Raw genomic sequence first — 26,933 nt, 5'->3', positions numbered from 1 at the left:
TTAAGTAGCATCAAGAACCGTAGGAACTACGGGGATAGCTTGGTAAATAAGAGACAGCGCTGTTAGTAAAGAAATAAACTATCAAGTACGCTCTATTCCCAAGAAGCTCCCACTTCAAGCGTTAAAAACTTTAGGTTTAGCTAAGTGGTGAGTAGTTCACTGCGCAAGGTTATAAGTCTTTTATACATCAAACATTTTGTGCGCCTGCTAGAGAAGAAGAGATCCTTGTAGCACTTAAGAAAAACGAAATTGATGCGGTGATTCTATGTTTTGTAGAAAATGAGAAGCAAGTGATTGAAGCGTATGCTGAACACGGTTTGATTATTTCAAGTAATGATACAAAACAGACGTCTAAAATTTCTAATTTTCATTTTGATGAGTACCAAATTGGAAAAACTGCAACAGAATTTCTTATTCAAAAAGGTTGTAGTAACGTGGCAATATGCATGGATAATCCATTCAATCATGCACAAAAGTTAAGGCTATCTGGCTATAAAAAAGCGTTGAAAAAGCACTCTCTAACTTACAATGAGGGATATGTATTTTCTTCAGCGTTTACAATTGATGATGGTATGAAAATAGGGCGCAATATTAAGAAAATGTATCCAAATATTGATGGGATATATACGGGGAATGATTATGTATCTGCAGGAATTCAAAAAGTTTTAGAAGATAAAGTTGTGTTAATTGGAACAGATAATCATGATATTTGTAAAATAACGCGTCCACAATTATCAAGTATTGCTTTGCCGGTTGCGCAGATGTCTGAAGATATTAGTAATCATGTTGTCGAATGTCTACTGACGAGTAATAAGGAAACGTTGAATCAACAGTATGATTTTGATTTAATCGTGCGTTAATTGTTGATATAAAGAAAGCATTTAAAATGTAAAAAGCTTAGAGGATATAAATATTTATAAAAAAAGAGGTATTCATTTTTGAGTGGTCTACGTGTAGTGTATTAAGTTCTGCTAAATTTTAAAAATGTAATAGTTGCATAATATCCCCTACCAATCTAAAGTTTTAATTTTTGAAAACAAGTTGAGAAATAAGTTCTTGTAATTATGAGCACGTATACTTTCACAAAACTTTATAAGATCAAGAATCTTGTTTTCAGTGATGTCATTATGATCAATAATATACGTGTTAAACAAATTGAACATTTGGACGATTAACGACTCAAAGAAATGTTTTTCCTTTAATTGAATCGCATTTAAATGAGTCAGCCATTTTTCAAAGTGATACGTGCTTTGGTGTTCAATAGAGACGATTAAAGCATTCGCTACAAGATGAACACTTTCGTTATAATAGGATGTTGTTTTTTCGAAATGCTTCAAAGATGTGGTGAGCAATGTATCAATCAGTGATAGGTTGAAAATGCCAATACAGTGAGAAAAAAGTGCTAACTCATACCGCGTCCAAAATTCAGTGTTAAGTAGATAATCTATTAAGTGTTGATAACACTCGGAATGTTCCCGGTCTAACAGCTTATCGACCTTTGACTGAATCACAGTAATGAGATGCCGTTGTATTGGGTTAGGAAAATCTTTTTGGATGTCAGATGATAATGAAAGTAAAGCAGCGACATCTTTTTCTAAATAACGTTGCTCAATCAGACTTAATAATTCAAAAAAGTTGAGCGAATGGCTTTTATCATACATGATTAAAAGTTCTTCAGGCGTCACTTTTAATTTTTCTAGTAATAAGAAAAAGTTAGTCGTCGAAGTGTCTGACTGTTGTGTAACAAACCTATGATATGCAGCGCGTGTAAAGATACCGTCGCATAACTCATTAATAGAAATGTTCTTATTTTTTCTAATGACTTCTATAGTTGTACCAAACATTTGATTTCACCCCTTTCTATGTATAGATTAGTATACATTTTAAATGTATTTATGAAAACCTTTTTATAATAAAAGTTAGAAAATTCAATTATTAAAAGGCGAGGTGATTATAAGATGTTTAAAAAAGACATGTTATTAGATATTAAAAATTCAAAATTAGCTGTGCTTATACTGATTCTTTTAGTATCCACTTTAATCGCAACTTTTATGCAGTTTGTGAAAGGGCATTTATTTCAAAGTGCCATTGAATATAACAATAATCAAGTGACCATTTATATTATAGTGTTTGGCGTGATGGTTATTACCGAAGTGCTATTTTATTATTTGGGATGGTTATATGAGAATCGATTAATTAAAGATGCGTTTGCGAAACAAAAAGCTTCGATTGGTAAGCAATTATTAAATGTGAAGGACTTTAAAAATATTGAAAGTGTAAAAGAGAGAAAGTTGAATGTCCTTACCAATGTTGTTGATAGTTTAGAAAATACGTATTATCGAAGTTTTGTTAATGTTTTTTATTTATCGTTTAGAGTGTTATTTGTGTCCATTGCGCTTTTATACATTAATGTTTATATTGGCGTGGTAGTTATTGCGTTTATGTTTATTCCACTATGCATCACGAAATTTTTTAAAGAGAAGTTGTCGGCTTTAGAAAATTTTGTGTATAACCAAAAAGGAAAAAACTTGGATTTTTATAAAAATTTAATGGATAACTTAAAATACATGAAAGTTTTTAATTTAAGTGCGGTACTGTTCCCTAAGTTGAAGAAAAATGTTGAAAAAGAATATGAAGCTTGGGGAGAATCAAAAAATTATCAGGCCACTTTAAATGCATTATATTCATTGTTTTCGTATTTATCACATTTCATTATTTTAACAATTTCGGTGATTTTGATTTATAAAAAAGTGATTAATCCAGGCATGGTTATTACGCTACTTGGACTCGTTGAACAACTCAGTATGCCAATACTTAATCTTTCTAGAAGTATCAACAATATTAATAGTACTAAAAAATTAAGAAATCAAATACAACAAGAGCGATTAGTTGAAGAAAATCAAGGTGAGATTCATGCAACGTTTAATGAAAAGTTAATGGTTAAAAACCTACATATTCCCATTGATAATCATGCTTTAATTTATAAAGATATGGCATTTTATCCGCAACAAAAATATCTCATTACAGGTGAAAGTGGTACAGGGAAATCCATATTTTTAGAGACGGTTTTAGGCATGAATACAGAATATACTGGTACTATAAAATACGATCATCATGTATTAAATCAACAGACAGATGTATTTGATGATATTACTTATATTTTAACGGATAATGATTTATTGAATACATCAGTTGTATATAACATATTGTTCCGAACGGATTATACAAAGACGGAATATGATTATATGAAGCAACTATTATCGGAAACTGTGATTAATGAACAACATATCGACAATTTATCTAGCGGAGAAAGAAGAAGAGTATTATTGTTGAGAGGTTTAATGTCTGGTAAAAACATATTAATTTTTGATGAACCCACTGCGCATTTAGATGCCCATACGAGTCAAAAGTTTTGGCAAATGTTGATGACAATTCAAGATAAAACGATGATTATCGTTTCACATCACACGCCGATGGATATCCAAGAGCAGTTTGATTTCAAAATAGATTTCTCTGAATATACAGAAAGAGAATGAGTTGGAGATAAGGGGGGATCACATGAGTGACTTAGCAATTAGAATGAATCATATCAAAGTAACCTACGATACCCAAGACATTTTTACCTTTGAAAACTTAACAGCTTATAAAGATGAAAGGATCGCAATTGTTGGTGAAAATGGTGTGGGGAAAAGTACATTATTACGACTCATAAATGGGATAATCACACCTAGCCAAGGAAGTATTGAAAGACATGTAATCTTCAATTATATGTCACAATTGGAGATGAATAATTCAGTATCTCATCATGATGCTTTGGATTTTAAAATGTTGTCAGAGTTAAATGTTCCAGAAAATGAATGGCACCAACTAAGTGGTGGAGAGAAACGTAAATTGACTTTAACGCACACATTATCTTCTTATTCGGAAGGCTTATTGTTGGATGAACCGACAACGCATATGGACGCGGAGGGCATACAACAACTGATTGACTATCTTAAGTATTATTACGGATTACTGATTTTTGTAAGCCACGATAGAGATTTTATTAATGCATTAGCAACAAAAGTGTGGGAAATTAATAATCATAAGATTGAAGTGTTTTCAGGTAATTATGATATGTATTTAGAACAAAAGGAAGAACGGCTTGCGTATATTGAACGTGAAAACGATAAAAAGCGTAAAGAAAAAGAGCGGTTAATGGCAGCGCTTGAAGATAAACAAAAAAAGGCAGAAAAAGTTGGGAAAGCGAGTCCGAAAAGTAAGAAGAAAAATATAAAACCGAATCGCTTGGCAGCTTCTAAACAGAAAGATACAGTTCAAAAAAGTATGTTTAAAAACATGAAGAATATCCAACAACGCATCGACAATATTGGAGAAGAAACACTGTTGCAGGAAGAGCGGCAAATTGACTTTCCAACTATTAAAAGTTTAGAAATGCATAAAAATTTTCCGATTATGGGACAGGATATTTATTTGAAACGTGGAGATAAAACATTATTGGACGGTGTGAGTTTTCAAATCTCAAAAGGGGAACGGCTTGCGATTGTTGGAGATAACGGTGTAGGTAAAACATCGCTATTACAATATATTGTAGATGAACAGGAAGGCATTACCATTTCTCAAAATGCGAAGATTAAAGTGTATAACCAAATGGACTATATGCCCACAAGTAATCAAAATGTTCTAGAATATTTAGGAGAAAACACCTACTATCATACAGAATTGATCAGAAATATTCTCATTAATTTAGGGTTTGATGAATGTACGTTAAATCATAAGAAAATGGATGAATTAAGTGGTGGAGAAGCAACAAAACTAAGTATTGCGAGATTGTTAGTAGCACCATCTAATATTTTAATCTTAGATGAACCGACGAACTTTTTAGATGTTTATACGATTGAAGCGTTAGAAAGGCTTTTAAAAAGTTATAAAGGCACGGTTATTTTTACATCACATGATCAAACTTTTATAGAACATGTTGCGACGAAAGTATGGCGGATTGAAGATTATCAAATAAAATATTAGTTTCCATTTATCAATTTCTACAAACATTATATTCGACAAAAGTTATCGGATATGTTTAATTAGAGGATGTAAGGGTACAACAATGAGTGTATCATGTTAGTTAAATTTGATGTAGGAGTTGAGTAGAACGATGGAATTACAATTAGCAATTGATTTATTAGATAAAGAAGCAGCTGCAGAATTAGCCAAACAGGTGACAGATTATGTGGGTATAGTAGAGATTGGTACGCCGATTGTGATTAATGAAGGGCTACCGGCTGTACAACATTTGAAAGACAACGTGAAAGATGAAGACGTTAAAGTATTAGCAGATCTTAAAATTATGGATGCTGCGGACTATGAAGTGAGCCAAGCTGTGAAGTTCGGTGCAGATGTTGTCACGATTTTAGGTGTGGCAGAAGATGCGTCGATTAAGAATGCGGTGGCTGAAGCACATAAACACGGCAAAGAATTATTAGTTGATTTAATTGCTGTACAAGATCTTGAAAAACGTGCGAAAGAAATTGATGAAATGGGTGCGGATTACATTGCCGTGCATACAGGTTATGACTTACAAGCAGAAGGTCAGTCTCCTTTAGAAAGTTTACGCCGTGTAAAATCAGTTATTAATAATGCGAAAGTAGCAGTAGCAGGTGGTATTAAGCCGGATACGATTCAAGCAGTAGCAGCTGAAAATCCAGATCTTATCATCGTCGGTGGCGGTATTGCCAATGCGGATGATCCACGAGAAGCAGCAAAACAATGTCGTGAAGCGATTGAAGGGTGATTGAATGTTTACACGTCACTATCAATTAATATTAGATGAATTGGCACAAACATTGAAACAGGTGGATACGCAAGAAGTAGAACGTTTTATGGCACAACTCTTGCAGTCACAAAATGTGTTTGTTGCGGGTAAAGGACGCTCTGGTTTTGTAGCACAAAGCTTTGCGATGCGTTTAAATCAGCTCGGACAACACGCACATGTTGTTGGTGAAACGACGACACCTGCGATTCAGCAAGGCGATTGTTTGGTCATTGTGTCGGGTTCAGGTTCGACAACACATTTACGCTTGCTTGCAGAAAAAGCGAAAGAAGTAGGTGCACACATACTGTTGTTGTCAACAGTATCGGACAGTCCAATTGGTGAACTGGCGACAACGATGGTTGTATTACCAGCTAGTACGAAACATCGTGCGGAAGGGTCTCAACAACCGTTAGGCAGCTTATTTGAACAAAGTGCGCAAGTTTTACTTGATAGCCTCGTTTTAGAGATGCAAGCACAGCTCGATGTTACTGAAACAACGATGCAAGCAAATCATGCCAATTTAGAATAAAGCACATGAGTCACTGGTTGTTAATGATAAAATTGTATGCCGTCTAAGGCTGCAGTTTCACGACAACTAGTGGCTTTTTATATTGTGCGCAAACGATGTGATAGAATAGAGGAAAACGTATTCAAAGAAGTGAGTGTCAAATGAAGTTAATAAAACAAATTGCATATTATGCAGGGCAACAGCCACAAGAAGTTGCATTAAGCATTGGACAGACGTCAGTAACTTATCAACAATTATGGAGGCAAGTGCAAGAAGTCATACGGTCATTACCAGACGCTTGTGTTGGATGTGATGTCGCCTTATCTTTTAAGCAAATGGAGACGTTTATTGTATCCTACTTAGCGTTGTTACATAAAGGTGCTGTGCCTTGTGTAATGGATCCACAGTGGACAACAGCAAGGCGTGAAGCACTGTATGAGCATTATCATATTTCGTTCGTTTGGGATGATACAGGGTTACAAGAGACAGGCTACCAAAGTATCCAACATCATTGCGAAGATTTATTACATATCGGTTTTACATCTGGGACAACCGGTTTACCGAAAGCTTTTTATCGCAATGAGGTGTCATGGGTCGCATCATTTGAAGAAAATGAGCGTTTACTAGCGGATGATGTGATTGTACAACGTCCTATGATGGGGGCATTAGGCCCGTATGCACATTCATTAACGCTCTATGTTCTCGTTTATGCCCTATTTTATGGTCGAACATTTATTGGTCAAAATGATTACGATGTGACGCAGTGTCAAAGGACGATCGCACACCTTGAGCGTGTTTGTGCTTTGTTTCTCGTGCCAACGATGGTGCACGATTGGCTACGTCTATCATCTCAAACAAAGCAAATTGCATACATATTTGTATCGGGGGATAAGCTTTCGCCGACATTGCATGAAAAGCTGAAATTAAAGTTGCCGTTAACGACAGTGTATGAATTTTTTGGGACGTCAGAGGCGAGTTTTATTAGTGTGAATCGAGATCAAACCGCACCACTACAATCGGTTGGACATTTATTTCCAAATGTTCAAGTGCGGATTGACGAGCAAGATACACGTGGTATTGGGAAGCTTTACGTTAAAAGTTCGATGACGTTTTCTGGTTATGTTGGAGAACAACTACCTGATTGGATTGAGACGGGTGACTATGCGTCTGTTAAAGAAGATGTTTTGTATTTGCATGGGCGTACGCAAGATCGCATGATTATTGGTGGTAAAAATATTTCGCCATTTATGATTGAACAGGCACTCAAAACGATAGACGGCATTGATGAAGTCGTTATTGTGCGTCAACAACATGCAAAGTTTGGCGAGTTAGCCTTAGCATTATATGAAGGAAATCCTGAATTAACGTATCGTTTTGTACGAGAACAATTACAGGCATCACTGTCGCGTTACGAATGGCCGTCGAAACTGATTTGTGTAGCGAAATTACCACGCACGTCTAGTGGCAAAGTTTCTAGACGTGCCGCACAACTTTTATATGAACAGGGGGCTTGGCAATGAATGAAGCGGTAATTGTCGCAGCAAAGCGCACACCTATCGGACGTTATGGCGGTAAGTTACAAAAGTGGGAACCGGAAGATTTATTAAAACCACTTATTCAATATTTTAAAGAAACATTACCTGCTGATTGGCAACAGCTCGATGATGTGATTTTAGGCAATATTGTTGGGAATGGTGGAAATATTGCACGAAAAAGTTTGTTAGAAGCAGGTTTAGACATCACAATTCCTGGTGTGACCGTCGATCGTCAATGTGGTTCGGGATTAGAAGCGATTCATTTGGCATGTCGCATGGTTGAAGCAGGTGCAGGGCATTTTTATTTAGCGGGAGGTGTGGAAAGTACGAGTCGTGCGCCGTGGAAAGTAAAGCGTCCGACTTCATTATATCCAGTGGAACCACCACAGTTTTATGAACGAGCCGCTTTTGCGCCAGAAGGACAAGATCCGACGATGATTGAAGCGGCAGATAATGTGGCACGTGCCTATGATGTTTCACGTGCGGATCAAGATCAATTTGCGTATAACAGCTATATCAAAACAGCACAAGCCTATGATGCCGGTTATTTAGATGAGGAAATTTTACCGCTTAAAGTAAATGGCGAATGGATGACACAAGATGAAAACATGCGTCGAAATGTACGCTTAGATCGCTTGGCACGACTCAAGCCGATTTATCCAGACGGTACAGTGACAGTTGGCAATTGTTGTGCAAAAAATGATGGGGCAGCGTTAGTCGTTGTCATGTCGAAACAATACGCCTTGTCGTTAGGCATTACGGAAGGCATACAGTTTAAAGATTATGCCGTGAAAGGCGTAGATCCTAAACTGTTAGGCATCGGGCCAGTACCGGCTGTCACACATCTTCTCGAAAAACATCATTTACAAATAAAAGACGTAGATGCTGTAGAGTTAAATGAAGCCTTTGCTGCACAAGTGTTAGCTTCTCAAAGGGCGTTACATATTCAAGACAGACAGTTAAATCGGTATGGTGGTGCCATTGCGATTGGTCATCCGTACAGTGCAAGTGGCGCCATTTTAGTCACACGTTTGTTTTATATGACAGATTGCCCGTTAACCATCGCAACAATGGGCATTGGAGGGGGAATGGGCAATGCTGCATTATTCGAACGTTGGTCAGACGGAAACGAAACATATTAAAGTTGATGCGTCATCATTACATGCCTATCAAACATTATTCGAAATGCCATTGCGTTCAGAAGTACCATTACTATTTTTTGCACGCTACTGGCAAGCATTTGAACTCTTTCAACCTTTTGTCGGTGCGGAAGTGATGTTAGTGGAAACGACATTACATCAAACCAAGCCACTGTTTTGCGACCAACCTATTGAAGCAACATTAACCTTTAAATCAGCGAAACAAATTAAAAGTTTTGAACGCTTTCAGTTTGAACTCATGTTAAATGAGACGAATGTGATACAACAAACGTTTGTACGGAGGCACACGATATGAAATTTTCAGCAGAAGCTGTTGCACAGTATTTAGAACTTGTTAGAGATGAGAATCCTATACACGATGAGATTGTGCCGGGACAAATGATTGTTCAAAAAGTATTGCAACAATATGGAGAGCAGCACATGTCATGTAAAGTAAGCTATAAACAACCGGTGTATATAAATGAAAAGTTAACGGTGGAGGAAGCTGGTAACAGTATTGTTGTTGTGGGGGAGAATATGGTATTGAAAGTCGAATTACAACTTGAAACATTCCGGAAATTTATATAATAATTTTGATTTTTATAAAAGGGTGGTAGATAATATGAAAATAATAAAGAAACTTTCACTTTATCTTGCAAGTATGATACCATATTTGGCCTCTGCATTATTATTGTTTTATACGTTTACTGCAAGCCAATCTAATCTACAAAATCAGATTGATATGATTCAAAAGTCATTAAGTATGACAGTAACACAAATAAATTTTTTTACAATAATTATCGTGTTACTTTCTAATATTTTGGTGTTGGTTTTTACGTTTTTCATAATTAAACTGATAATCATCATATTTGATAGAAACAAAGTGAGTAAAGATGAAGACTTATTTTTTTCACTAATTCTAGGCTATACTGCTGCAAGCTTAGCTGCTTTGTTATTAAATGATTTACTGAACTTGCCATTTGCTACAATTACGTACTATACACCCTTCATCGATTTAATTACTTTTACAATACTATATTATTTTTTCAGTAAATCTAAAAAATTCACGATTATTATCTTTTTCACAAAAGTTATTATTATTTTAACTGGATTTTTCTTATAAGATTTGAGACCCTCATTTACCTTACTATAGGCAATGATGGGTCTTTTTGTATATAGATGAATAGAAATTAGAAGATACATTGTAGATTAAGTGATTTCATAATTCAATAAAATAATATTGAATTCATGATTTTATTGACGTATGCTTAAAATAATGAAAGTAAAAAGTTTCGTATTATATGATTATCGAAATTTGTAAAGCATGATTTTTAAGGAGTCAATAGGAGAATGAAGGGGAAATTTTCAAAAGTAATCACATTGTTTGTTCTTATACAATTGTTATTTGTAGGGACTGTTGATGCGGCAACAACGCCATATGAAATAGCTAAAAAGCATGAATCGCATGCGTCGAGTCAGTATCAGCCTGAAGCGGCAATGACGACGACTGAGACGGGACAAATTCTTTATGATTATCATGGACAAGAGGCGTTGTACCCTGCATCTGTTGTAAAGATGATGACATTTTATCTGGTGTTTGATGCGATTGAGAGCGGAAATATCAAGCTTTCCGACAAAGTAACGATTACAGCAGACCAGCAAGGTGTCGCGGATTTGCCAAATGTATCGACGTACCCAATCAAGGAAGGACAGGTTTTTACGGTGGAAGAACTGTTAAAACAAGCGGTAATGGCATCAAGTAATGCGGCGACGATGGTGTTAGCTGAAAAGGTGTCGGGGGATACGTCTACTTTTACCAAACAAATGAATGATAAAGCACGTGCCTTCAATATGAAAAATACATACTTTACGAATCCAGCAGGTTTGGATAATGCATGGATGAAACAATATGCGCCGAAAGATTTTTTAGACGCAGGTAAACCGACATCAACGGCTTATGATTTGTCGATTTTAGCAACACGACTGGTGAAAGATCATCCACAAATACTTGAAATGACAAAACTACGTGAAGATCGCCAACAAAATGGGACGCTGCATACAACGAACTATTCGTTACCGGGAGAAGCGAACGGCATGACAGGTGTTGATGGCTTGAAGACGGGGACGAGTGATCAAGCGTATCATTTTATGTTAACGGCAAAGCAACAAGATTTACGACTACAAACAGCCGTATTAAGCATTGCTCCATTCAATGATAACAATGCGAAACACGCACGTCATATTGTAGCCAATGGTATTACGCAAGAGATGTTCGACCAATATACCTATAAAAAAGTGTTGTCAAAAGGAGAACATCGGATTCAAGACAAAAAATATGAAGTGAAACAAGATTTGTATGATGTTGTACCGAAAAATATGAAAATCTCAGATAAACATTTTAAAATTGATGAAGAAAAGCAACGTATTTCTTTAAATTATCAACGTCAATTTTTAGCAGGTTATAAAGCACCAAGCGTTGCGGTTGAAAAGCAAGGCATTGAATGGTTTGGCGATGAACCATGGTCGCCCTTGATGATCGTTGGAGGATTATCGTTAGTCGTTTTACTAACAGCTTTTACGCTGTGGTTGAGTTATAAAATGAACACATAAGAAAAATGAGTAGTGAACGAGCAGAGAATGCTTGTTGCTACTCATTTTGTGTTTTATAAAAAACGATATTTCCACGTTTTATTGCAATTTTCAGAAAATAAATCTATTATTAATTTATATACGTGTTTCATTCATTACAAAACAAAGGGGTTACGTAATGAAAAAAGCAGTTATATTGGTGTTGTTTGATATTATTTCAAACTTTGGATCGCGTGTTTTCAGTTTTGCCTGTGCGTTTTACATATTGCAATACACAGATACAAGCTATACATATAGTGTCTATTTGGCGTTAATTGTGCTATGCGGGATTATTGCGAGTCCGATTATAGGGGTGTTCACAGATAGTGTGAATAATAGGCGACTCGTGATACTCGCACAAATGGCAACAATTGCTATACTTGCAATCTTTTTCTTTGTATTTGATGTAGCGGGTATCCAGTTGATAATCATAACTGGGATGATATTAACAATCACAGACAGTGTGAACATGTTGATTATCCAATCCAACTTACAAACAATTGTTGGCGAGCATTTGGAACGTATCGTGTCTCTGAGACAAACGATTATTACAGTCGTTACGTTTTTAGCACCAATGGTCGGGGGTGTGCTTATTGCTTTTCTATCGATTCAAACACTGGCAACACTCACATTGGTAACGGAAAGTCTGTCGCTCATACTGTTGTTATTATTGCCGTTAAAAACATACTTGGATCAGACAGAGCGCATCTCTTTTATGACCAATTTTAAAGAAGGATTTTCGTATATGAAACAGCAAAAAATTATTTTGTTATTTATTTTTGTAGGGCTCAGCGTGAACTTTTTTGTTAATTCGGTCGTTGTCGGGGTACCGATTATCGCCATCCAAACATTAGGGTTGAATTCTGCACAGTTTGGCGTCATTGAAGGGTCACTGACGATTTCGATTTTTCTCACGTCTTTACTTTTTTCCGTTTTTCCGATTCAATCACATTTGTTTAGAAATTTAAAAGTCGCGATTGCATTGTATGGCGTCACTTTAAGTGGACTAGGCATTTTCTTGTTTTTTGAAACATCAAGTAGCATGTCGTTTATTTTTCTAATTGGCGTGTATGCAGCGATTGGTTTTACGATGCCATATCTGAATACCCCATACAGCATTTATTTACAAAAAACGGTAGATGATGCGTATAAAGGGCGTGTTTTTTCAATAAATCAATCGATTGTATAAGCATTGATGCCTATCTCTATGCTATTTTATGGTGTTATTTTAAACCAGCATGAAGGGGTGATCTTTCTCCTAACAGGTGTCGCATTATTTACGGTGCTTTTACTTTTCTCGCTTGTATCACGTAAATATCAAGAAACTGCGGACTAAAAAAACGCCACGGGTGCTATAACCACATGGCGTTTGAACAATTAATTAAATTTCCGTAACGTCTACGTCGATTTTTTCGATACGGTTGTATGCACCGTGATCGACAGGACCGACAAAGTCATTCATTTTCCAGCCGTTTTTAATTGCTGAAGCGACGAAAGCTTTCGCGTTAATTACGGCTTCTTTTGGTGATTGACCGTTCGCAAGGTTTGCTGTTGTTGCAGCTGCAAATGTACAACCTGCCCCGTGATTGTAGCTTTGTTGGAACATGTCTGTTGTTAATTGATAGAATGTTTGACCGTCGTAGTACAAGTCGTATGATTTATCTTGGTCTAATGCTTTACCGCCTTTAATAACAACGTGTTGTGCCCCTTGTTGATGAATAATTTCGGCTGCTTTTTTCATATCTTCCATAGACTTCAATGTGCCTAATTTTGAAAGTTGACCTGCTTCAAATAAGTTCGGTGTAACAACCGTTGCTTTTGGCAATAAGTGTTGAATCATTGCTTCTGTATTACCAGGGTTTAATACTTCATCTTCCCCTTTACATACCATAACAGGGTCTACAACGAAAAATTGTGCGCCTGATTCAACGAAAGCTTCACCAGCACGTTGAATAATTTCTTCTGTCCCTAACATCCCTGTTTTGACAGCGTCTGGACCGATACTAATAGCTGTCGCAAGTTGTTTATTAAAAACGTCGAATGGAATTGGTGAAACATCATGAGACCATGTTTCTTTGTCCATTGTAACGATAGCAGCAAGTGCAACCATTCCATATGTGCCTAGTTCTTGGAATGTTTTAAGATCGGCTTGCATACCAGCGCCTGCGCTTGTATCTGAGCCTGCAATTGTTAATACTTTTTTTAATGCCATTTGACATACACTCCTTTAGATACCCTTTGTAAAATGCGAAATCCTACTTAAGCACTATCATATCACGACAGCGTGCAACTGAAAACATTTCCATACCGTGTATTAACGTTATCACTCAGATTTTGTGTTAAAATGTGGAATGAGGTGAGCATGATGGAGTGGGCTACAATTTTTCATGACATTACATCCAAACATGATTTTCAAGCGATGCACGATTTTTTAGAAAAAGAATATGCGACGGAGACGGTTTACCCAGCGCGAGAAAACATTTATCAAGCGTTTGATTTAACACCTTTTGAAAAAGTAAAGGTCGTTATTTTAGGACAAGATCCTTACCATGGACCGAATCAAGCGCATGGCTTAGCATTTTCTGTACAGCCAAATGCGAAATTTCCGCCTTCATTGCGCAATATGTACCAAGAGTTAGCAGATGATATCGGCTGTCAGCGCACATCGCCGCATTTGCAAGACTGGGCAAGGGAAGGTGTATTACTGTTAAACACGGTGTTAACGGTACGTCAAGGACAAGCGCATTCTCATCGTGACATCGGCTGGGAAACATTTACGAATGAAATTATTCAAGCCATTTCAACGCATAAAAAAGGCGTTGTGTTTATATTATGGGGCAAACCGGCACAACAAAAGGAACGTCTCATTGATACATCGAAGCATTATATTATTAAGTCACCACATCCAAGTCCGTTGTCCGCTTATCGAGGCTTTTTTGGTTCTAAACCCTATTCAAAAGCAAATGCGTATTTAACGGCACAAGGGCTAGAGCCAATCCAGTGGTGTGAAAGAGAGGAATAACAGCATGCAAAAAGAGAAATTAATTCAGTTGTTAGAGCATGAATTGATGCAAGCAGATCAAGCGACGACAGATGCCGCATTTGACAAGCATATGTATGCCATTCATACATTAACCGCATTGTATACAGACCAAGCAACACCGAAAGCAACGTCACACGTTGAAACAACGACGGCATCGACAAAAGTATCAGATGAAGAAATCCGCTTAATGGGTGGTCGTGTGACAGAGACGAATACGGTGCCAAAAACAGCGGATAATCGTTTAGTGACAGATGATGCGATTGGTAATGGGGAATCTATTTTTGACTTTTAGAAAAGAGGTAGGACGATGAAATTATTTATTATTTTAGGTGCATTGAATGCGATGATGGCGGTAGGTACAGGTGCATTTGGTGCGCATATATTAGACGGCAAACTGTCTGAGCATTATATGTCAGTTTGGGAAAAAGCGACAATGTATCAAATGTATCACGGTTTAGGCTTAGTGTTAATCGGCATTATCGGTGGGGCATTTGATGTGAACGTAAGTTGGGCTGGATGGCTGATGTTTTTCGGTATCGTGTTCTTTAGCGGTTCACTTTACATTTTATCGACAACACAAATTAGCGTGTTAGGTGCGATTACACCGATTGGCGGCGTACTATTTATCGCAGGATGGATCATGTTAATCGTCGCATCTTTTAAAATTTAGTTTATGAAAATACAGTGCTTATTTAGGCTTAAAAGCGTGTCAGCCTAGGTAAGCGCTTTTTTTGTGTCCACTTTCTGTCAGTTCTTTACTAAAGCCTGAAAACTTTTGCTATGTGCTAATAAATGATGTATGATTAATGGCTCGAATAATAAAATTTAGTTATTTATATATTAACTAGGGTATAAAGTACTTAAGAGGTGAATCATATTTATGGCAAAAAATAATAAAAAGCCAGATCGAGGCGATTTGCAACAAAACTTGTCTGAGAAGTTTGTATGGGCAATTGCATACGGCTCGTGTATTGGCTGGGGTTCTTTTATTCTGCCAGGGGATTGGATACAAACATCTGGGCCAATCGCAGCATCTATCGGTATATTTATTGGGGCATTACTGATGATGATTATTGCTGTGAGTTATGGTGCATTAGTTGAGCGCTTTCCAGTTTCTGGTGGGGCATTTGCATTTAGCTTTTTAGGGTTTGGACGTTACGTCAGTTTCTTCTCATCATGGTTTTTAACATTTGGTTATATTTGTGTCGTTGCGTTAAATGCGACGGCGTTTAGCTTATTAATCAAATTTTTAATTCCTGATGCGATTGAAGTCGGCAAACTATACACAATTGCCGGTTGGGACGTATATATTACAGAGATTATTATCGCGTCAGCACTGTTGCTGATCTTTATGGTCATTACAATTTATGGAGCAAGCGTTTCAGGATCACTGCAATTTTATTTCTGTATCGCAATGGTCATCGTAGTTGTTTTAATGTTTGTCAGCTCATTTTTTGGCTCAAACTTTTCATTAGAACATTTGAAACCATATGAAGGGACACAATACGGCTGGTTCCAAGCAATTATTATGATTGTATCCGTCGCACCGTGGGCGTATGTCGGCTTTGACAACATTCCACAAACAGCGGAAGAATTTAACTTTTCGCCGGACAAAACATTTAAATTAATCGTATATAGTTTATTAGCAGCGGCACTTACGTATATTTTAATGATTTTGTATACAGGTTGGCTAACAGCACCTGACAACAACCTATGGGCGACAGGCGCTGTGACACGTGAAGCATTTGGCAATATCGGTTTAGGTGCACTAGCAATTGCGATTATTATGGGAATATTTACAGGTTTAAATGGCTTCTTATTGAGTGCCAGTAGATTGTTGTTCTCAATGGGGCGCTCAGGTATTATGCCAACTGTGTTCAGTAAACTGCATCCACGTTATAAAACGCCTTACGTTGCAATCATTTTCTTAGTAGCATTAACATTGATTGCACCATGGTTAGGGCGTACAGCATTAACATGGATTGTCGACATGTCATCTACAGGCGTATCTATCGCATACTTTGTAACATGTTTAGCAGCCGCAAAGTTATTCAGCTATGACAAGCAAAGCAAGACATACGGTCCGGTCTATAAAACATTCGCAATTTTAGGTGCGATCATTTCATTTATTTTCTTAGCATTATTGTTATTACCGATCTCACCAGCTTCATTATCATTACCATCACATATTGCATTAGGTTTTTGGACATTATTAGGACTCATTTTCTTCTTTATTCGTTTGCCGAAATTGCGTCATATGGATAAAGATGAACTATCACAGCTTATTCTAGACACACGTAAAAAAGACGTTGAAAAAATGTTAGATGAATAGATAACAAGAAACACCCAGAGATATGAATTTCTATCGTATCACTGGGTGTTTTGTATAGAAAAATTTAAAAGATACATCTAAAATTATTAGAATTTTCTGTTTTTTGAGATATGCAATGTTATAATAAAATTATATTATTTCACACAATAGCACTACTTAAACGTGAATATGGACGCAATGACGCATACTAGGAGGTTAAAAAATGAAGATTAATTTATTCAACCCCCGACTTATTTTATTATATGTATTTATGCTTATAACGGCTTTAGATGGGCTTGTTATTCCAACACTGATTGCAGGTATTGTACATTCTGTTGAGATAAAAAGTTTCACTTCTCTTACGCATTACTTTATATTCGGTATTATTGGATACGGTATCATTCGTACAGCGCTCTATTTATGGAATGTATATCAACAAAAATTCATTAAAGACTTTAACAACACATACAAAGGACAGATGATTCAGAAGTATTTTAGTGGGAATAATGCGACATTGCGTGCGGATTTATTAAGTTTTATGGTGAATGATTTTAAATTTTTAGAAACGAACTATATTAAATCATTGTTCTTATTTACATATTGTGTCAGCTTTTCTATTATTTCAGCGGTATATGTACTTGTTATAGACTATCAACTTGGCCTATTGTTTATTCTATTTTCAATTATTCCTGTCATTACACCGAAGATTTATAAACATAAAATTAAAAAATCAACAGATGAATGGTCTCGTACTTCTTCTTCGTTTGTTGATCATCTTAATGAGTATTTCAATGCATTGACAACGATTAGAATTTTTAATAAGAAGTCATTTTTTGCTTCTCATTTAACGAAAGAACTTACAGAAGTAGAAAGTAGTCATTATGTTATGCAGAAACATCTGTATCAGTCTAATTGGGTAACGAATCTGTTATCAGGGATTAGTGCCTTTGTCCCTTTATTCATCGGTGGTTTATTTGTTATGAAGGGTAGTTTATCATTAGCTGCTTTAATGGCTGTTTATTTAGCGAGTGATAGAATTGTGATTCCAGCAGTTAATGCAATCGATCATTTTAATAAATTAAGGTCGTCTAATACGATTGTTGAGAAATATGATGATTTAATGAATGGCATAGTCGTTGAAGGGGACACAAGTGTGACAACTAAACAAACAACCCATACGATTCTACCTGTTAAATTTCATCATGTCTCACATCAATACGGTGAACGTATCATATTTGAGGGCATACACCTTAATGTGCATCAAGGAGATCATATCTTGTTAAAAGGGCCTTCGGGAAGTGGGAAGTCTACATTTTTTAAGTTGCTATTGTTACTGGAAAAAGCGCAACAAGGTTATATTGAGTATCATACTGTTCAAGATAGTAAACTCTCTTTTTCTGATCTGATACAACATATATATTATTTTGAACAACAGCCATTTATCTTTAATGATTCGATTTTATTTAACATTACATTGGGTGATGATTTTGATGAGTATAGTTTGCAACATGTTGTGACACAATGTAATTTGCAAGACTTAATAGCAACGCATGGTTGGTATTACCGTGCAGGGGCGAATGGTGAACGTCTGTCAGGCGGTCAGAAAATGAGGATTGCGTTAGCACGTATTCTAATTCGAAAACCTGAGTTTATATTGTTAGATGAATTCTCAGCAGGGCTTGATAAAGAGAATACAGACTTTATAAGAAGCGTGATTCATCAACAAGTTGAAACCGTCATAGAGATTACACATGATGAAACGATAGATCAGCATTATTATAATAAAACTTATAAAATTGTCGATAATCATATATTAGAAATTAAATAATAGTATGAATAAAATAAGCCCGTTTCTACTGATAGTCGCTACGCTATCATAAGAAACAGGCTTTTACATTGGAGAACTTTTTGAAAATGAAAGCACAAAGTGATATGGATCCCTGCCCATATATTTGCTTACTTATAATGTACCACGTTTTCTGTCGTTTGGGGACATAAATATTAATGAATTATTAATTTTTTGTGAACTAGTGTTGGTTTGTAAATTAATAACAAATGGATATTTACTTTTTAGACAATGTGAATGCTTGTTGTATGTATATCTTTCTTTAATAAAAACCTAATGCCCAGTCCAAGGCAAGTGCCTGCTGTGAGATGGTCAAATAAGAAGCTTAACCCGATACCGATAAATAGGCAGGCTGGCACTAAATAATCAGTACGATTAAACTTTCTTTGTTCCATAATAACCTCTTTGGTTGCAACGATGCTTCGGATGTGCAGAAGGTATGAACGAACAGTATGCAACGCAATTTATTGCAACTATTATACCTAAGATATTGTGAGACGACTAGTTGCATAAGGGAAAAACGCTCCCCGCTATATAGGAAGTTATCAGCAATACAATAATCCCCACGTAACGAACTACGCGGGGATTGTTTATATTAATTTTCAATTTGGTGATTAATCTTTGCGTTACGTGTAAGCATGCGATCGTAATAGTACTCATAGCGTGTCCATTCTTCAGGTGTGACAGGATCTGTATTGAGCGTACCACCTAAGTCTTTAATCGCATAGAGTAACTTAAACATGGTGTCTTGAACTGTAATGTTACGCTTGAGCAAAGTTGCTAATGAGGCCATGCAGTCCGGATGAATATCTGGATAACTGAACTTTGTTACTTCCCCTTTGAGTGCACGTTGATAGAAATCATGCATGAGTTGGGCACGTTCAGCGCCAGAACCTTCGACACAAAGGTAAATTTGAACTGCGACACCGCCGCGTACACGACGTTGCGAAATGCCTGCAAATTTTTTACCATCAATACTCAAGTCAAATTTGCCAGGACAATATGAATGGACAATTTCATAAGTGTCAATGTCGACATTGTCGTCTTCAAACATCTTGCAAATAAGGAGATACATGACAGAGAATGCTTCATCTATTGTAATCTCGGTTTTACCTTTAAAAATAAGTGAGATGTTGAGTACACCTTGATCCAGTACGACGCCTAAACCGCCAGAATTACGGACGATGGCATTATAACCTTGTTCATCGTTTAAAAATGAAATACCGTCGCGTAAATAGGGCAGTCGTGCGTCATGAATACCTAGAATGACAACATGTTGATGAATCCACGTTCGCACAACATTGGACGATAAGTCTTTGCCGACACTTTCAGAAAATGTATCGTCAAATGCAAAGGATTGCATGGGTTCTAGACCCGTTGTATGGTCGATGTAACGCCATGCAACACCATTGAAATATTTAGAAGCGAGATCCATTATTGTAATGATTGTGCTGCTGTAATAATTGATAAGTTATAGACGTCTTCTGAAGAGCAGCCACGTGATAAGTCGTTAACTGGTGAGTTTAAACCTTGTAATACAGGACCTACAGCGTCAAAACCACCTAAACGTTGTGCAATTTTGTAACCGATGTTACCAGCTTCTAAGCTTGGGAAGATGAATACATTGGCGTCACCTTGGATTTTTGCGCCAGGTGCTTTTTTCTTCGCAACTTCAGGAACGATTGCTGCGTCGAATTGGAATTCACCGTCAACAACAACGTCTGTTAAGTTTTCGCTGTCGATTTTTTCTTGTGCAAGTTCAACGGCTTGTACGACTTTTTCAGTGTCGTCTGATTTAGCTGAACCTTTTGTTGAGAAGCTTAACATTGCAACTTTTGGTTCCATACCGAAGCTTTGTGCTGTTTTTGCACTTTCAATTGCGATTTCAGCTAAGTCTGATGCGCCAAGTTCTGGGTTGATTGCACAGTCACCGAAAAGATATTGTTTATCTTCTTTGATCATAAAGAATACACCTGATGTTCTAGAAACACCTGGTTTTGTTTTAATGATTTGTAATGCTGGACGTACAGTGTCTGCTGTTGAATGCGCAGCACCACTTACAAGACCGTCTGCTTTGCCTGCGTATACAAGCATTGTACCGAAGTAGTTTACATTGTTAAGTAATTCTTGTGCTTGTTCTTCAGTCGCTTTACCTTTACGACGTTCAACAAATTTAGTCACTAATTCTGCTTTAAGGTCGCTTGTATCAGGTTGAATGACTTCAATACCTTCAATATTTAAGCCTTCATCTTCAGCTAATTTTTTAATGTTGTCTTGATTCCCTAAAACAACCGGTGCAACGTAGTCAGTTGCTTGAAGTTCCACCGCAGCTGATAATACGCGTACATCTTCACCTTCTGGAAGTACGATGCGTACATTTTTACCTGATAACTTGTCTTTTAATACATTTAATAAGCTAGACATAAAAAGTCCTCCTTTTGCATTCCCATATCAATGTTTTCCGATTTTTATTATACGCTATTTGTAAACAGATTTCCAAGGGGCGACATTTATAGCGTTTCTTTCGTTTTTAAGTGTAGATTGTGATAATATTTACATGTAAATCAATAGTTAAGGAGTGTTCCGAATGAGTCATGCAGCAGAAACTTTAGATGGTTGGTATAGTTTGCATTTATTTTATGCAATTGATTGGGCGTCATGGCGTTTAGTGCCAGAAGTAGAGCGCACACAAATGCTTGCGGAGTTTGAAGCGTTATTAACTGAGCTTAAAGGGGCGAAAGATGAAGGTAAAGGCGATCATGTTGCGTATAACGTTGCAGGTCAAAAGGCAGATATTTTACTATGGTTCTTACGTCCTGAAATGAAAGAGTTAACAGCGATTGAAACAGCAATTAACAAATTGCCTATCGCAGATCACTTTATCCCAACGTATTCATACGTGTCAGTTGTTGAGCTAAGTAACTATTTGGCAGGTCAATCAGACGAAGATCCGTATGAAAACCCACATGTACGTGCACGCTTATATCCACAATTACCTGAAACAGACTATATTTGTTTCTATCCAATGAATAAACGTCGTAATGAAACGTACAACTGGTACATGTTATCAATGGAAGAGCGTAAAAAGTTAATGTATGACCACGGTATGATTGGTCGTAAATACGCTGGTAAAATTAAACAGTTTATTACAGGTTCTGTTGGTTTCGATGATTTTGAATGGGGTGTCACACTCTTCTCAGATGATGTATTGCAGTTCAAAAAAATCGTCTATGAAATGCGTTTTGATGAGACAACTGCACGTTATGGCGAGTTCGGTAGCTTCTTTATCGGAAACAAACTAGATAGTGACACGCTCCACACAATGATGGCATTACCTACAAAATAATAAGTAATATGTGAGACTGGTTTGCAGTAAAATGTGAGCCAGTTTTTTGTGGGGTTCATGCTGTGCCTTTTCCCGGGAAATATGAATAGGCGTGAAAGATAAAACTGTTGAACTACGAAAACTTTTGGTGAAAATGAACTTTCTGTATCGCCCCTATGACGTCTGGGTTCTATGAAAATATACAATACCTTTTTGTTAGTTTGGGCGATAAAAACGTGGTAATGGCAGTTTTTCCGGTCATTAGCTCATGAAATCTTTAAAAAAGTACGCTTTCTATCCCGCTCGCATGTTATAGTAATAGCAACAAAAGAAAAAGAAATGAAGGGGAGGCGTATCAATGGGTTCGGATAAGCAAACTTTGAAGCCAACGATCGGCTTGTTTACAGCTGTTACGATTATTGTCGGTACGATTATAGGTTCGGGGGTTTTCGTAAAGCCAAGTTCTGTTCTTGAATATGCTGGGACAAGCAATTTAGCACTTTGGGCATGGTTGCTCGGAGGGATACTAACATTGGCGTCGGGCTTGACGATTGCCGAAGTCGGTGCGCAAATCACACGTACAGGTGGTTTGTATGCGTATATTAAAGATATTTACGGATCATTTTGGGGATTTTTAACGGGGTATACATTAACGGTACTCTACGGGCCGGCAATTATTGTATCACTCATTCTGTTTTTAGGTATTTTAATTACGAAATTTTTTGCGATTAGTAGCTTTTGGACGATTCCAATCGGTGCTGGTATTTTCTTATTTTTACTGTTATTGAATATCATCGGAACGTATTATGCGAATGCCATGCAAAACATCTCAACACTTGCGAAACTTATTCCGATTTTTGCGATTGTCATTTTCGGTTTAATCTATGGGCAAGAAGGGGTATTTGGTAGTGATGTGACACAACTCATTATGAATAATGACGGAACAGTCAACTTTGGTCGTGCGGTATTAGCAACGCTCTTCGCGTATGATGGTTGGATTATGTTGACAACCATGTCAGGAGAAATGAAAAATCCACAGAAACACTTACCGTTAGCAATGTTAATTGGTATTTTAATCGTGACGCTTGTGTATGTCACAATTAATGTAGCAATTTTCAAGACGTTGCCAGCATCAGAAGTGTATTTGTTTGGCAATAGCGTGAGTGCAGAAGCGGCAGTGATTTTATTTGGTAGTGTGGGCGCTAAAATTGTAAATATCGGTTTAATCGTATCGATTATCGGTACATTGAATGGTAAGTTGATTACATTCCCACGTATTCCATTTGCGATGGCACAAGATAATTTATTGCCATACTCGCAGCACATTCAATATGTCAGCAAACGTTTTGGTTCGCCAATCGGTGCACATATTGTTATGAGTGCTTTGACGATTTTAATTTTAACGTTAAGTATTTGTTTCCCGTCTATATTTGATGCGGATTATTTATCAGAAATTACGATTTTTATTATTTACTTTTTCTATATGGCGTCTTTCATTGGGCTATTTATTTTAAGACGTAAAAACAAAGGGCAACCGCGTGCGTTTTCAGTACCACTCTATCCATTTTTACCATTGCTCGCGATGTGTGGCGGTCTGTTTATTATCGTGAATACATTTATTTCAGACCCACTAGGCTCGGGCATCGCTATCGGTGGTTTATTATTGGGGGTGCCTCTCTATCTCTTTACAGTTAAGAGATAATCAAGTTCGTTTAAGAAAAGAAGGTGACAATCTTGATTCAATCTAAACCGTCGGATCAAGACGTGATGAATATTGTAATGCTTGCTGGTCGTATTTTATTAGAATGTGGCGCAGAAGCAAATCGTGTAGAAGATACAATGCAACGTATCGCAATTGCGTATGGTTATGAAGAAACACAAGGCTATGCGCTCAACATTTTTATTAATTTCTCTTTATCGCCAGACCATGATACACGCATGGTTAAGATTAAGAAGAATGATACGAACTTGAGAAAAGTTTTTTTAGTGAATCACATTTCACGTCAAATTGCACAGCAAAAGTTATCATTCGAGGAAGCGTATCGCACATTAAAACGCATTGACAAAACACAGCATCGCTATGAACTTTGGCATAAAATGTTATTTGCAGGTTTAATATCTATGGGCTTCTTATACTTGCAAGGCGGTAGTTGGCAAGACTTGTTGCCTGCCGTCCTTGCGGGTGCTTTAGGGTATTTTGTGACGGAATATATGAAGGGCAAGCAGTTAACGCTCTTTATCCCTGATTTTTTAGGGGCGATTGTGATTGGCGTAGTGGCAATACCACTCAATCATTGGATTGGCAGTTCAAATCTTGCCGCTACGATTACAGCTGGTGTCATGCCAATCGTTCCGGGTGTACTTATTACAACAGCTATTCAAGATTTGTTTGAGCGCCATATGTTAATGTTTACAGCTAAATTTTTAGAAGCGATTGTAACGTCGTTTGCCATTGGCGCGGGTATTACGACTGCATTTTTATTATTGTAGGAGGTTGAGTGATGGTCATTCCACTGATTTTTATATGTAGTTTCTTAACCTCATTTTGCTTTGCTTATATTTATGACGCACCGAGACGACTGTTTCTGCCAGCAGGTTTATGCGGTGGTTTTGGCTATCTAACGTATCATCTCGTACATATGTCGTTTGGGATTGATAGTATTTATGCGAGTTTATGTGGTAGTTTCATTCTTGGTATTATGAGTCATATGATGGCGCGTCAATATAAAGCACCCGTTATTCTGTTTATGGTACCGGGTATTATTCCGTTAGTACCAGGGAGTATTTTTTTCAAAGCCACGCAAAAATTATTGACGCTTGAATTTAATGAAGCAAATGATATTTTTGTCCGTGCAACGCTTATTGCGGGTGCGATTGCAGTTGGTTTGTTAATGTCAGATCAATTTGCGAAGTCGTTTATTAAAAAACCGATAGCGATTATTCGACCGAAACGCCAACATAAAAGTGAATAAGAGAAATGAAAAGGCTTATGACACGTGGATTAAACGTGTTGTAAGCTTTTTATTTTACATGATGAGACTGTGAAATAAGTGTAAAAAAGCGCTATCATTTTCGGATGTCATTATGATATACTTTTTAAAAATGTGTTATATCATTTGTGGGGAATGAAGAGAAAACAGCAAGGGGGAGCATTATGTCAAATCCAAAAGAATCTCGTTTATTAACTTTTTTTACGGACAAGAAGAAAAATCCATCTTACACATTGGCACAGCTCATTGGTTTAGTCATGGGCCCGTTATTGTTTGCATTGATCCTACTGTTCGTCCGTCCAGATGATCTTAGTTTTAAAGGACTATATGTGTTGGCAATTACGGTATGGATTGCGATTTGGTGGATTACTGAGGCCATTCCAATTCCAGCGACAAGTTTACTACCACTGATTTTGATGCCGTTAGGTCATGTGATGGACAGTGCCACAGTGTCTGCCCAATACGGAAACGACATCATTTACTTATTTTTAGGTGGCTTTATTTTAGCAATTGCGATGGAGCGTTGGGATTTACATACACGTATTGCGTTAACGATTATTAATCTCATTGGTACAAGTACTGGTCGCATATTGTTAGGGTTTATGGTTGCTACCAGTGGACTATCAATGTTCGTCTCTAACACAGCAGCCGTGATGATTATGATTCCAATCGGCTTGGCAATTATTCAAGAGGCGCATGCCCTTAAAGAAAGCCATGAAGATGATAATAGCATTGCGAAGTTTGAACGTTCACTCGTTCTCGGTATCGGATATGCCGGAACAATCGGTGGTTTAGGTACATTGATCGGTACGCCACCATTGATTATTTTAAAAGGACAGTATGCGACAAACTTTGGCGAAGAGTTAAGTTTCGCAAAATGGATGATTATCGGTGTACCGACAGTGATTCTACTCGTATTTTTAGCATGGCTTTATTTTAAATTCGTCGCATTTCGTCATGATATGAAAGAATTACCGGGTGGTCAAAAAGTCATTAAAGACAAGTTGGAAGCACTTGGTAAAGTAAAATATGAAGAGAAAGTCGTTTTCTGTATTTTCTTATTGGCTTCTTCTCTATGGATTTCACGCGAATTTTTACTTTCTAATTGGCATTTCACGGAGATGATCGCTGATGGAACGATTGCGATTTTTGTCTCTATTTTATTATTCTTAATTCCAGCGAAAAATCATCATAAACGTATTTTAGATTGGTCGGTTGCTAAAGAACTACCATGGGGCGTGCTATTACTCTTCGGTGGTGGTTTAGCCTTGGCGAAAGGAATTCAAGAAAGTGGCTTGGCGACATGGCTAGGACTTCAAATGACATCTTTAAAAGGTGTCAGTCCAATTATTATCGTCATTGTCATTACGGTGTTTATTTTATTCTTAACAGAGATTACATCGAATACAGCGACGGCAACGATGATTTTACCTATTTTGGCGACATTGTCAGTTGCGATTAACGTGCACCCATTACTTTTAATGGCACCTGCAGCGATGGCAGCGAATTGTGCGTACATGTTACCGGTAGGAACGCCGCCAAATGCGATTGTCTTTGGTACAGGTAAGATAGAAATTAAAGAAATGGCAGCGAAAGGTTTTGTGATGAACTTAATCAGTATTGTTGTGATTATTGTCGTTATCTACTTTGTAATGCCACTTGTATTAGGAATTGATGTGACGCAAAGCATTCCATTACACAAATCTTAACTTGCATAAAACTGTGTGATTTTTCATAATGTCGTAAAATATTGTAGACATAAATCTTGAAAATATTAAAAAGACGTGTAAAATGAG

Annotated in this window: 26 protein-coding genes and 1 pseudogene; 22 read left to right on the top strand and 5 right to left on the bottom strand. The window is 37.0% G+C overall.

The window, feature by feature from the left end; translation table 11 throughout:
• Positions 1–176 precede the first annotated feature (176 nt).
• Positions 177–860: pseudogene (locus tag TP70_RS06430) on the top strand (substrate-binding domain-containing protein); the annotation flags it as partial.
• Between the two features lie 147 nt (positions 861–1,007).
• Here TP70_RS06430 and TP70_RS06425 read toward each other — a convergent pair.
• On the bottom strand, positions 1,008–1,844 hold the full coding sequence (locus TP70_RS06425) for an Rgg family transcriptional regulator (RefSeq protein WP_044360436.1): 837 nt from the start codon (positions 1,842–1,844) through the stop codon (positions 1,008–1,010).
• A 114-nt stretch (positions 1,845–1,958) separates the two neighbouring features.
• Between TP70_RS06425 and TP70_RS06420 the strand changes: the two genes are divergently transcribed.
• The 11 genes from TP70_RS06420 to TP70_RS06370 all read left to right on the top strand — a co-directional run bounded on the left by TP70_RS06420 (position 1,959) and on the right by TP70_RS06370 (position 12,811).
• On the top strand, positions 1,959–3,536 hold the full coding sequence (locus tag TP70_RS06420) for an ATP-binding cassette domain-containing protein (RefSeq protein ID WP_044360435.1): 1,578 nt from the start codon (positions 1,959–1,961) through the stop codon (positions 3,534–3,536).
• A gap of 22 nt (positions 3,537–3,558) precedes the next feature.
• Positions 3,559–5,025: a ribosomal protection-like ABC-F family protein gene (gene abc-f, locus TP70_RS06415; protein ID WP_044360434.1), complete on the top strand. Its 1,467-nt coding sequence runs from the start codon at positions 3,559–3,561 to the stop codon at positions 5,023–5,025.
• Positions 5,026–5,155: 130 nt separating this feature from the next.
• Positions 5,156–5,791 (top strand): 3-hexulose-6-phosphate synthase, encoded by a 636-nt coding sequence (gene hxlA, locus TP70_RS06410; RefSeq protein ID WP_044360433.1) that lies wholly within the window; start codon positions 5,156–5,158, stop codon positions 5,789–5,791.
• A 4-nt stretch (positions 5,792–5,795) separates the two neighbouring features.
• The gene (hxlB, locus tag TP70_RS06405; protein ID WP_044360432.1) at positions 5,796–6,341 is read left to right on the top strand and encodes a 6-phospho-3-hexuloisomerase; all 546 of its coding nucleotides are present in this window, start codon (positions 5,796–5,798) and stop codon (positions 6,339–6,341) included.
• 140 nt (positions 6,342–6,481) lie between these two features.
• Positions 6,482–7,840, top strand: a complete 1,359-nt coding sequence (locus TP70_RS06400) for an AMP-binding protein (RefSeq protein WP_044360430.1) — start codon at positions 6,482–6,484, stop codon at positions 7,838–7,840.
• Positions 7,837–8,997 (top strand): thiolase family protein, encoded by a 1,161-nt coding sequence (locus TP70_RS06395; RefSeq protein WP_044360429.1) that lies wholly within the window; start codon positions 7,837–7,839, stop codon positions 8,995–8,997. The genes TP70_RS06400 and TP70_RS06395 overlap by 4 nt, the downstream gene beginning before the upstream one ends.
• A complete protein-coding gene (locus tag TP70_RS06390) occupies positions 8,951–9,310 on the top strand; it encodes a hypothetical protein (RefSeq protein ID WP_044360428.1) in 360 nt (119 codons plus the stop codon). Before TP70_RS06395 ends, TP70_RS06390 begins: the two co-directional genes overlap by 47 nt.
• A complete protein-coding gene (locus TP70_RS06385; protein WP_044360426.1) occupies positions 9,307–9,582 on the top strand; it encodes a hotdog family protein in 276 nt (91 codons plus the stop codon). The genes TP70_RS06390 and TP70_RS06385 overlap by 4 nt, the downstream gene beginning before the upstream one ends.
• 34 nt (positions 9,583–9,616) lie before the next feature.
• Positions 9,617–10,117 carry a hypothetical protein gene (locus tag TP70_RS06380; protein ID WP_044360424.1) on the top strand — a complete coding sequence of 167 codons (501 nt, stop codon included), beginning with the start codon at positions 9,617–9,619 and terminating at the stop codon, positions 10,115–10,117.
• A 227-nt stretch (positions 10,118–10,344) separates the two neighbouring features.
• Positions 10,345–11,604, top strand: a complete 1,260-nt coding sequence (locus TP70_RS06375) for a DUF1958 domain-containing protein (protein ID WP_044360423.1) — start codon at positions 10,345–10,347, stop codon at positions 11,602–11,604.
• Between the two features lie 157 nt (positions 11,605–11,761).
• Positions 11,762–12,811, top strand: coding sequence for an MFS transporter (locus TP70_RS06370; protein WP_044360421.1), 1,050 nt, complete (start codon positions 11,762–11,764; stop codon positions 12,809–12,811).
• Positions 12,812–13,003: 192 nt separating this feature from the next.
• Here the strand turns inward: TP70_RS06370 and thiD are convergent, their stop codons facing one another.
• Positions 13,004–13,834: a bifunctional hydroxymethylpyrimidine kinase/phosphomethylpyrimidine kinase gene (thiD, locus tag TP70_RS06365; RefSeq protein WP_044360420.1), complete on the bottom strand. Its 831-nt coding sequence runs from the start codon at positions 13,832–13,834 to the stop codon at positions 13,004–13,006.
• 153 nt (positions 13,835–13,987) lie between these two features.
• On the opposite strand from thiD, the gene TP70_RS06360 reads away from it, so the two are divergent.
• The 5 genes from TP70_RS06360 to TP70_RS06340 all read left to right on the top strand — a co-directional run bounded on the left by TP70_RS06360 (position 13,988) and on the right by TP70_RS06340 (position 18,804).
• Positions 13,988–14,644 carry a uracil-DNA glycosylase gene (locus TP70_RS06360; protein ID WP_044360418.1) on the top strand — a complete coding sequence of 219 codons (657 nt, stop codon included), beginning with the start codon at positions 13,988–13,990 and terminating at the stop codon, positions 14,642–14,644.
• A gap of 4 nt (positions 14,645–14,648) precedes the next feature.
• Positions 14,649–14,957: a DUF5327 family protein gene (locus tag TP70_RS06355; RefSeq protein WP_044360416.1), complete on the top strand. Its 309-nt coding sequence runs from the start codon at positions 14,649–14,651 to the stop codon at positions 14,955–14,957.
• Positions 14,958–14,972: 15 nt separating this feature from the next.
• On the top strand, positions 14,973–15,335 hold the full coding sequence (locus TP70_RS06350; RefSeq protein WP_044360415.1) for a DUF423 domain-containing protein: 363 nt from the start codon (positions 14,973–14,975) through the stop codon (positions 15,333–15,335).
• Between the two features lie 210 nt (positions 15,336–15,545).
• A complete protein-coding gene (locus tag TP70_RS06345; RefSeq protein WP_044360414.1) occupies positions 15,546–16,997 on the top strand; it encodes an APC family permease in 1,452 nt (483 codons plus the stop codon).
• A gap of 202 nt (positions 16,998–17,199) precedes the next feature.
• Positions 17,200–18,804 (top strand): ATP-binding cassette domain-containing protein, encoded by a 1,605-nt coding sequence (locus tag TP70_RS06340; RefSeq protein ID WP_044360413.1) that lies wholly within the window; start codon positions 17,200–17,202, stop codon positions 18,802–18,804.
• A gap of 242 nt (positions 18,805–19,046) precedes the next feature.
• Here the strand turns inward: TP70_RS06340 and TP70_RS12235 are convergent, their stop codons facing one another.
• The 3 genes from TP70_RS12235 to pta all read right to left on the bottom strand — a co-directional run bounded on the left by TP70_RS12235 (position 19,047) and on the right by pta (position 21,246).
• Positions 19,047–19,217, bottom strand: a complete 171-nt coding sequence (locus TP70_RS12235) for a hypothetical protein (protein WP_156962263.1) — start codon at positions 19,215–19,217, stop codon at positions 19,047–19,049.
• 200 nt (positions 19,218–19,417) lie between these two features.
• Positions 19,418–20,257, bottom strand: a complete 840-nt coding sequence (locus tag TP70_RS06335) for a lipoate--protein ligase family protein (protein WP_044360412.1) — start codon at positions 20,255–20,257, stop codon at positions 19,418–19,420.
• Positions 20,257–21,246, bottom strand: coding sequence for a phosphate acetyltransferase (pta, locus tag TP70_RS06330; RefSeq protein WP_044360410.1), 990 nt, complete (start codon positions 21,244–21,246; stop codon positions 20,257–20,259). The genes TP70_RS06335 and pta overlap by 1 nt, the downstream gene beginning before the upstream one ends.
• Before the next feature lie 163 nt (positions 21,247–21,409).
• On the opposite strand from pta, the gene hemQ reads away from it, so the two are divergent.
• The 5 genes from hemQ (at position 21,410) to TP70_RS06305 (ending at position 26,846) form a co-directional block, all read left to right on the top strand.
• Positions 21,410–22,168, top strand: a complete 759-nt coding sequence (gene hemQ, locus TP70_RS06325; protein WP_044360409.1) for a hydrogen peroxide-dependent heme synthase — start codon at positions 21,410–21,412, stop codon at positions 22,166–22,168.
• Positions 22,169–22,505: 337 nt separating this feature from the next.
• Positions 22,506–23,849, top strand: a complete 1,344-nt coding sequence (locus TP70_RS06320) for an APC family permease (RefSeq protein ID WP_044360407.1) — start codon at positions 22,506–22,508, stop codon at positions 23,847–23,849.
• Between the two features lie 65 nt (positions 23,850–23,914).
• Positions 23,915–24,637 carry a threonine/serine exporter family protein gene (locus TP70_RS06315; RefSeq protein ID WP_044360441.1) on the top strand — a complete coding sequence of 241 codons (723 nt, stop codon included), beginning with the start codon at positions 23,915–23,917 and terminating at the stop codon, positions 24,635–24,637.
• A gap of 11 nt (positions 24,638–24,648) precedes the next feature.
• A complete protein-coding gene (locus TP70_RS06310; protein ID WP_044360405.1) occupies positions 24,649–25,119 on the top strand; it encodes a threonine/serine exporter family protein in 471 nt (156 codons plus the stop codon).
• Positions 25,120–25,301: 182 nt separating this feature from the next.
• The gene (locus TP70_RS06305; protein ID WP_044360403.1) at positions 25,302–26,846 is read left to right on the top strand and encodes an SLC13 family permease; all 1,545 of its coding nucleotides are present in this window, start codon (positions 25,302–25,304) and stop codon (positions 26,844–26,846) included.
• Positions 26,847–26,933: the final 87 nt, after the last annotated feature.

The sequence above is a fragment of the Staphylococcus microti genome (genome assembly GCF_000934465.1).
In the GTDB taxonomy this organism is placed as follows: Bacteria; Bacillota; Bacilli; order Staphylococcales; family Staphylococcaceae; genus Staphylococcus; species Staphylococcus microti.
The sequence above is the reverse complement of the archived record's forward strand: the minus strand, read 5'-3'. Positions and strand labels throughout refer to the sequence as shown.

Coding starts and splice junctions, on each gene's coding strand:
- TP70_RS06425 (WP_044360436.1), bottom strand. CDS start 1,844: ATGTTTGGTACAACTATAGAAGTCATTAGAAAAAATAAGAACATTTCT.
- hemQ (WP_044360409.1), top strand. CDS start 21,410: ATGAGTCATGCAGCAGAAACTTTAGATGGTTGGTATAGTTTGCATTTA.
- TP70_RS06320 (WP_044360407.1), top strand. CDS start 22,506: ATGGGTTCGGATAAGCAAACTTTGAAGCCAACGATCGGCTTGTTTACA.
- TP70_RS06315 (WP_044360441.1), top strand. CDS start 23,915: ATGAATATTGTAATGCTTGCTGGTCGTATTTTATTAGAATGTGGCGCA.
- TP70_RS06395 (WP_044360429.1), top strand. CDS start 7,837: ATGAATGAAGCGGTAATTGTCGCAGCAAAGCGCACACCTATCGGACGT.
- pta (WP_044360410.1), bottom strand. CDS start 21,246: ATGTCTAGCTTATTAAATGTATTAAAAGACAAGTTATCAGGTAAAAAT.
- TP70_RS06310 (WP_044360405.1), top strand. CDS start 24,649: ATGGTCATTCCACTGATTTTTATATGTAGTTTCTTAACCTCATTTTGC.
- TP70_RS06390 (WP_044360428.1), top strand. CDS start 8,951: ATGCTGCATTATTCGAACGTTGGTCAGACGGAAACGAAACATATTAAA.
- abc-f (WP_044360434.1), top strand. CDS start 3,559: ATGAGTGACTTAGCAATTAGAATGAATCATATCAAAGTAACCTACGAT.
- TP70_RS06335 (WP_044360412.1), bottom strand. CDS start 20,257: ATGGATCTCGCTTCTAAATATTTCAATGGTGTTGCATGGCGTTACATC.
- thiD (WP_044360420.1), bottom strand. CDS start 13,834: ATGGCATTAAAAAAAGTATTAACAATTGCAGGCTCAGATACAAGCGCA.
- TP70_RS06355 (WP_044360416.1), top strand. CDS start 14,649: ATGCAAAAAGAGAAATTAATTCAGTTGTTAGAGCATGAATTGATGCAA.
- TP70_RS06350 (WP_044360415.1), top strand. CDS start 14,973: ATGAAATTATTTATTATTTTAGGTGCATTGAATGCGATGATGGCGGTA.
- TP70_RS06340 (WP_044360413.1), top strand. CDS start 17,200: ATGAAGATTAATTTATTCAACCCCCGACTTATTTTATTATATGTATTT.
- TP70_RS06345 (WP_044360414.1), top strand. CDS start 15,546: ATGGCAAAAAATAATAAAAAGCCAGATCGAGGCGATTTGCAACAAAAC.
- TP70_RS12235 (WP_156962263.1), bottom strand. CDS start 19,217: ATGGAACAAAGAAAGTTTAATCGTACTGATTATTTAGTGCCAGCCTGC.
- TP70_RS06380 (WP_044360424.1), top strand. CDS start 9,617: ATGAAAATAATAAAGAAACTTTCACTTTATCTTGCAAGTATGATACCA.
- TP70_RS06375 (WP_044360423.1), top strand. CDS start 10,345: ATGAAGGGGAAATTTTCAAAAGTAATCACATTGTTTGTTCTTATACAA.
- TP70_RS06370 (WP_044360421.1), top strand. CDS start 11,762: ATGAAAAAAGCAGTTATATTGGTGTTGTTTGATATTATTTCAAACTTT.
- TP70_RS06420 (WP_044360435.1), top strand. CDS start 1,959: ATGTTTAAAAAAGACATGTTATTAGATATTAAAAATTCAAAATTAGCT.
- TP70_RS06385 (WP_044360426.1), top strand. CDS start 9,307: ATGAAATTTTCAGCAGAAGCTGTTGCACAGTATTTAGAACTTGTTAGA.
- hxlA (WP_044360433.1), top strand. CDS start 5,156: ATGGAATTACAATTAGCAATTGATTTATTAGATAAAGAAGCAGCTGCA.
- TP70_RS06305 (WP_044360403.1), top strand. CDS start 25,302: ATGTCAAATCCAAAAGAATCTCGTTTATTAACTTTTTTTACGGACAAG.
- TP70_RS06400 (WP_044360430.1), top strand. CDS start 6,482: ATGAAGTTAATAAAACAAATTGCATATTATGCAGGGCAACAGCCACAA.
- hxlB (WP_044360432.1), top strand. CDS start 5,796: ATGTTTACACGTCACTATCAATTAATATTAGATGAATTGGCACAAACA.
- TP70_RS06360 (WP_044360418.1), top strand. CDS start 13,988: ATGGAGTGGGCTACAATTTTTCATGACATTACATCCAAACATGATTTT.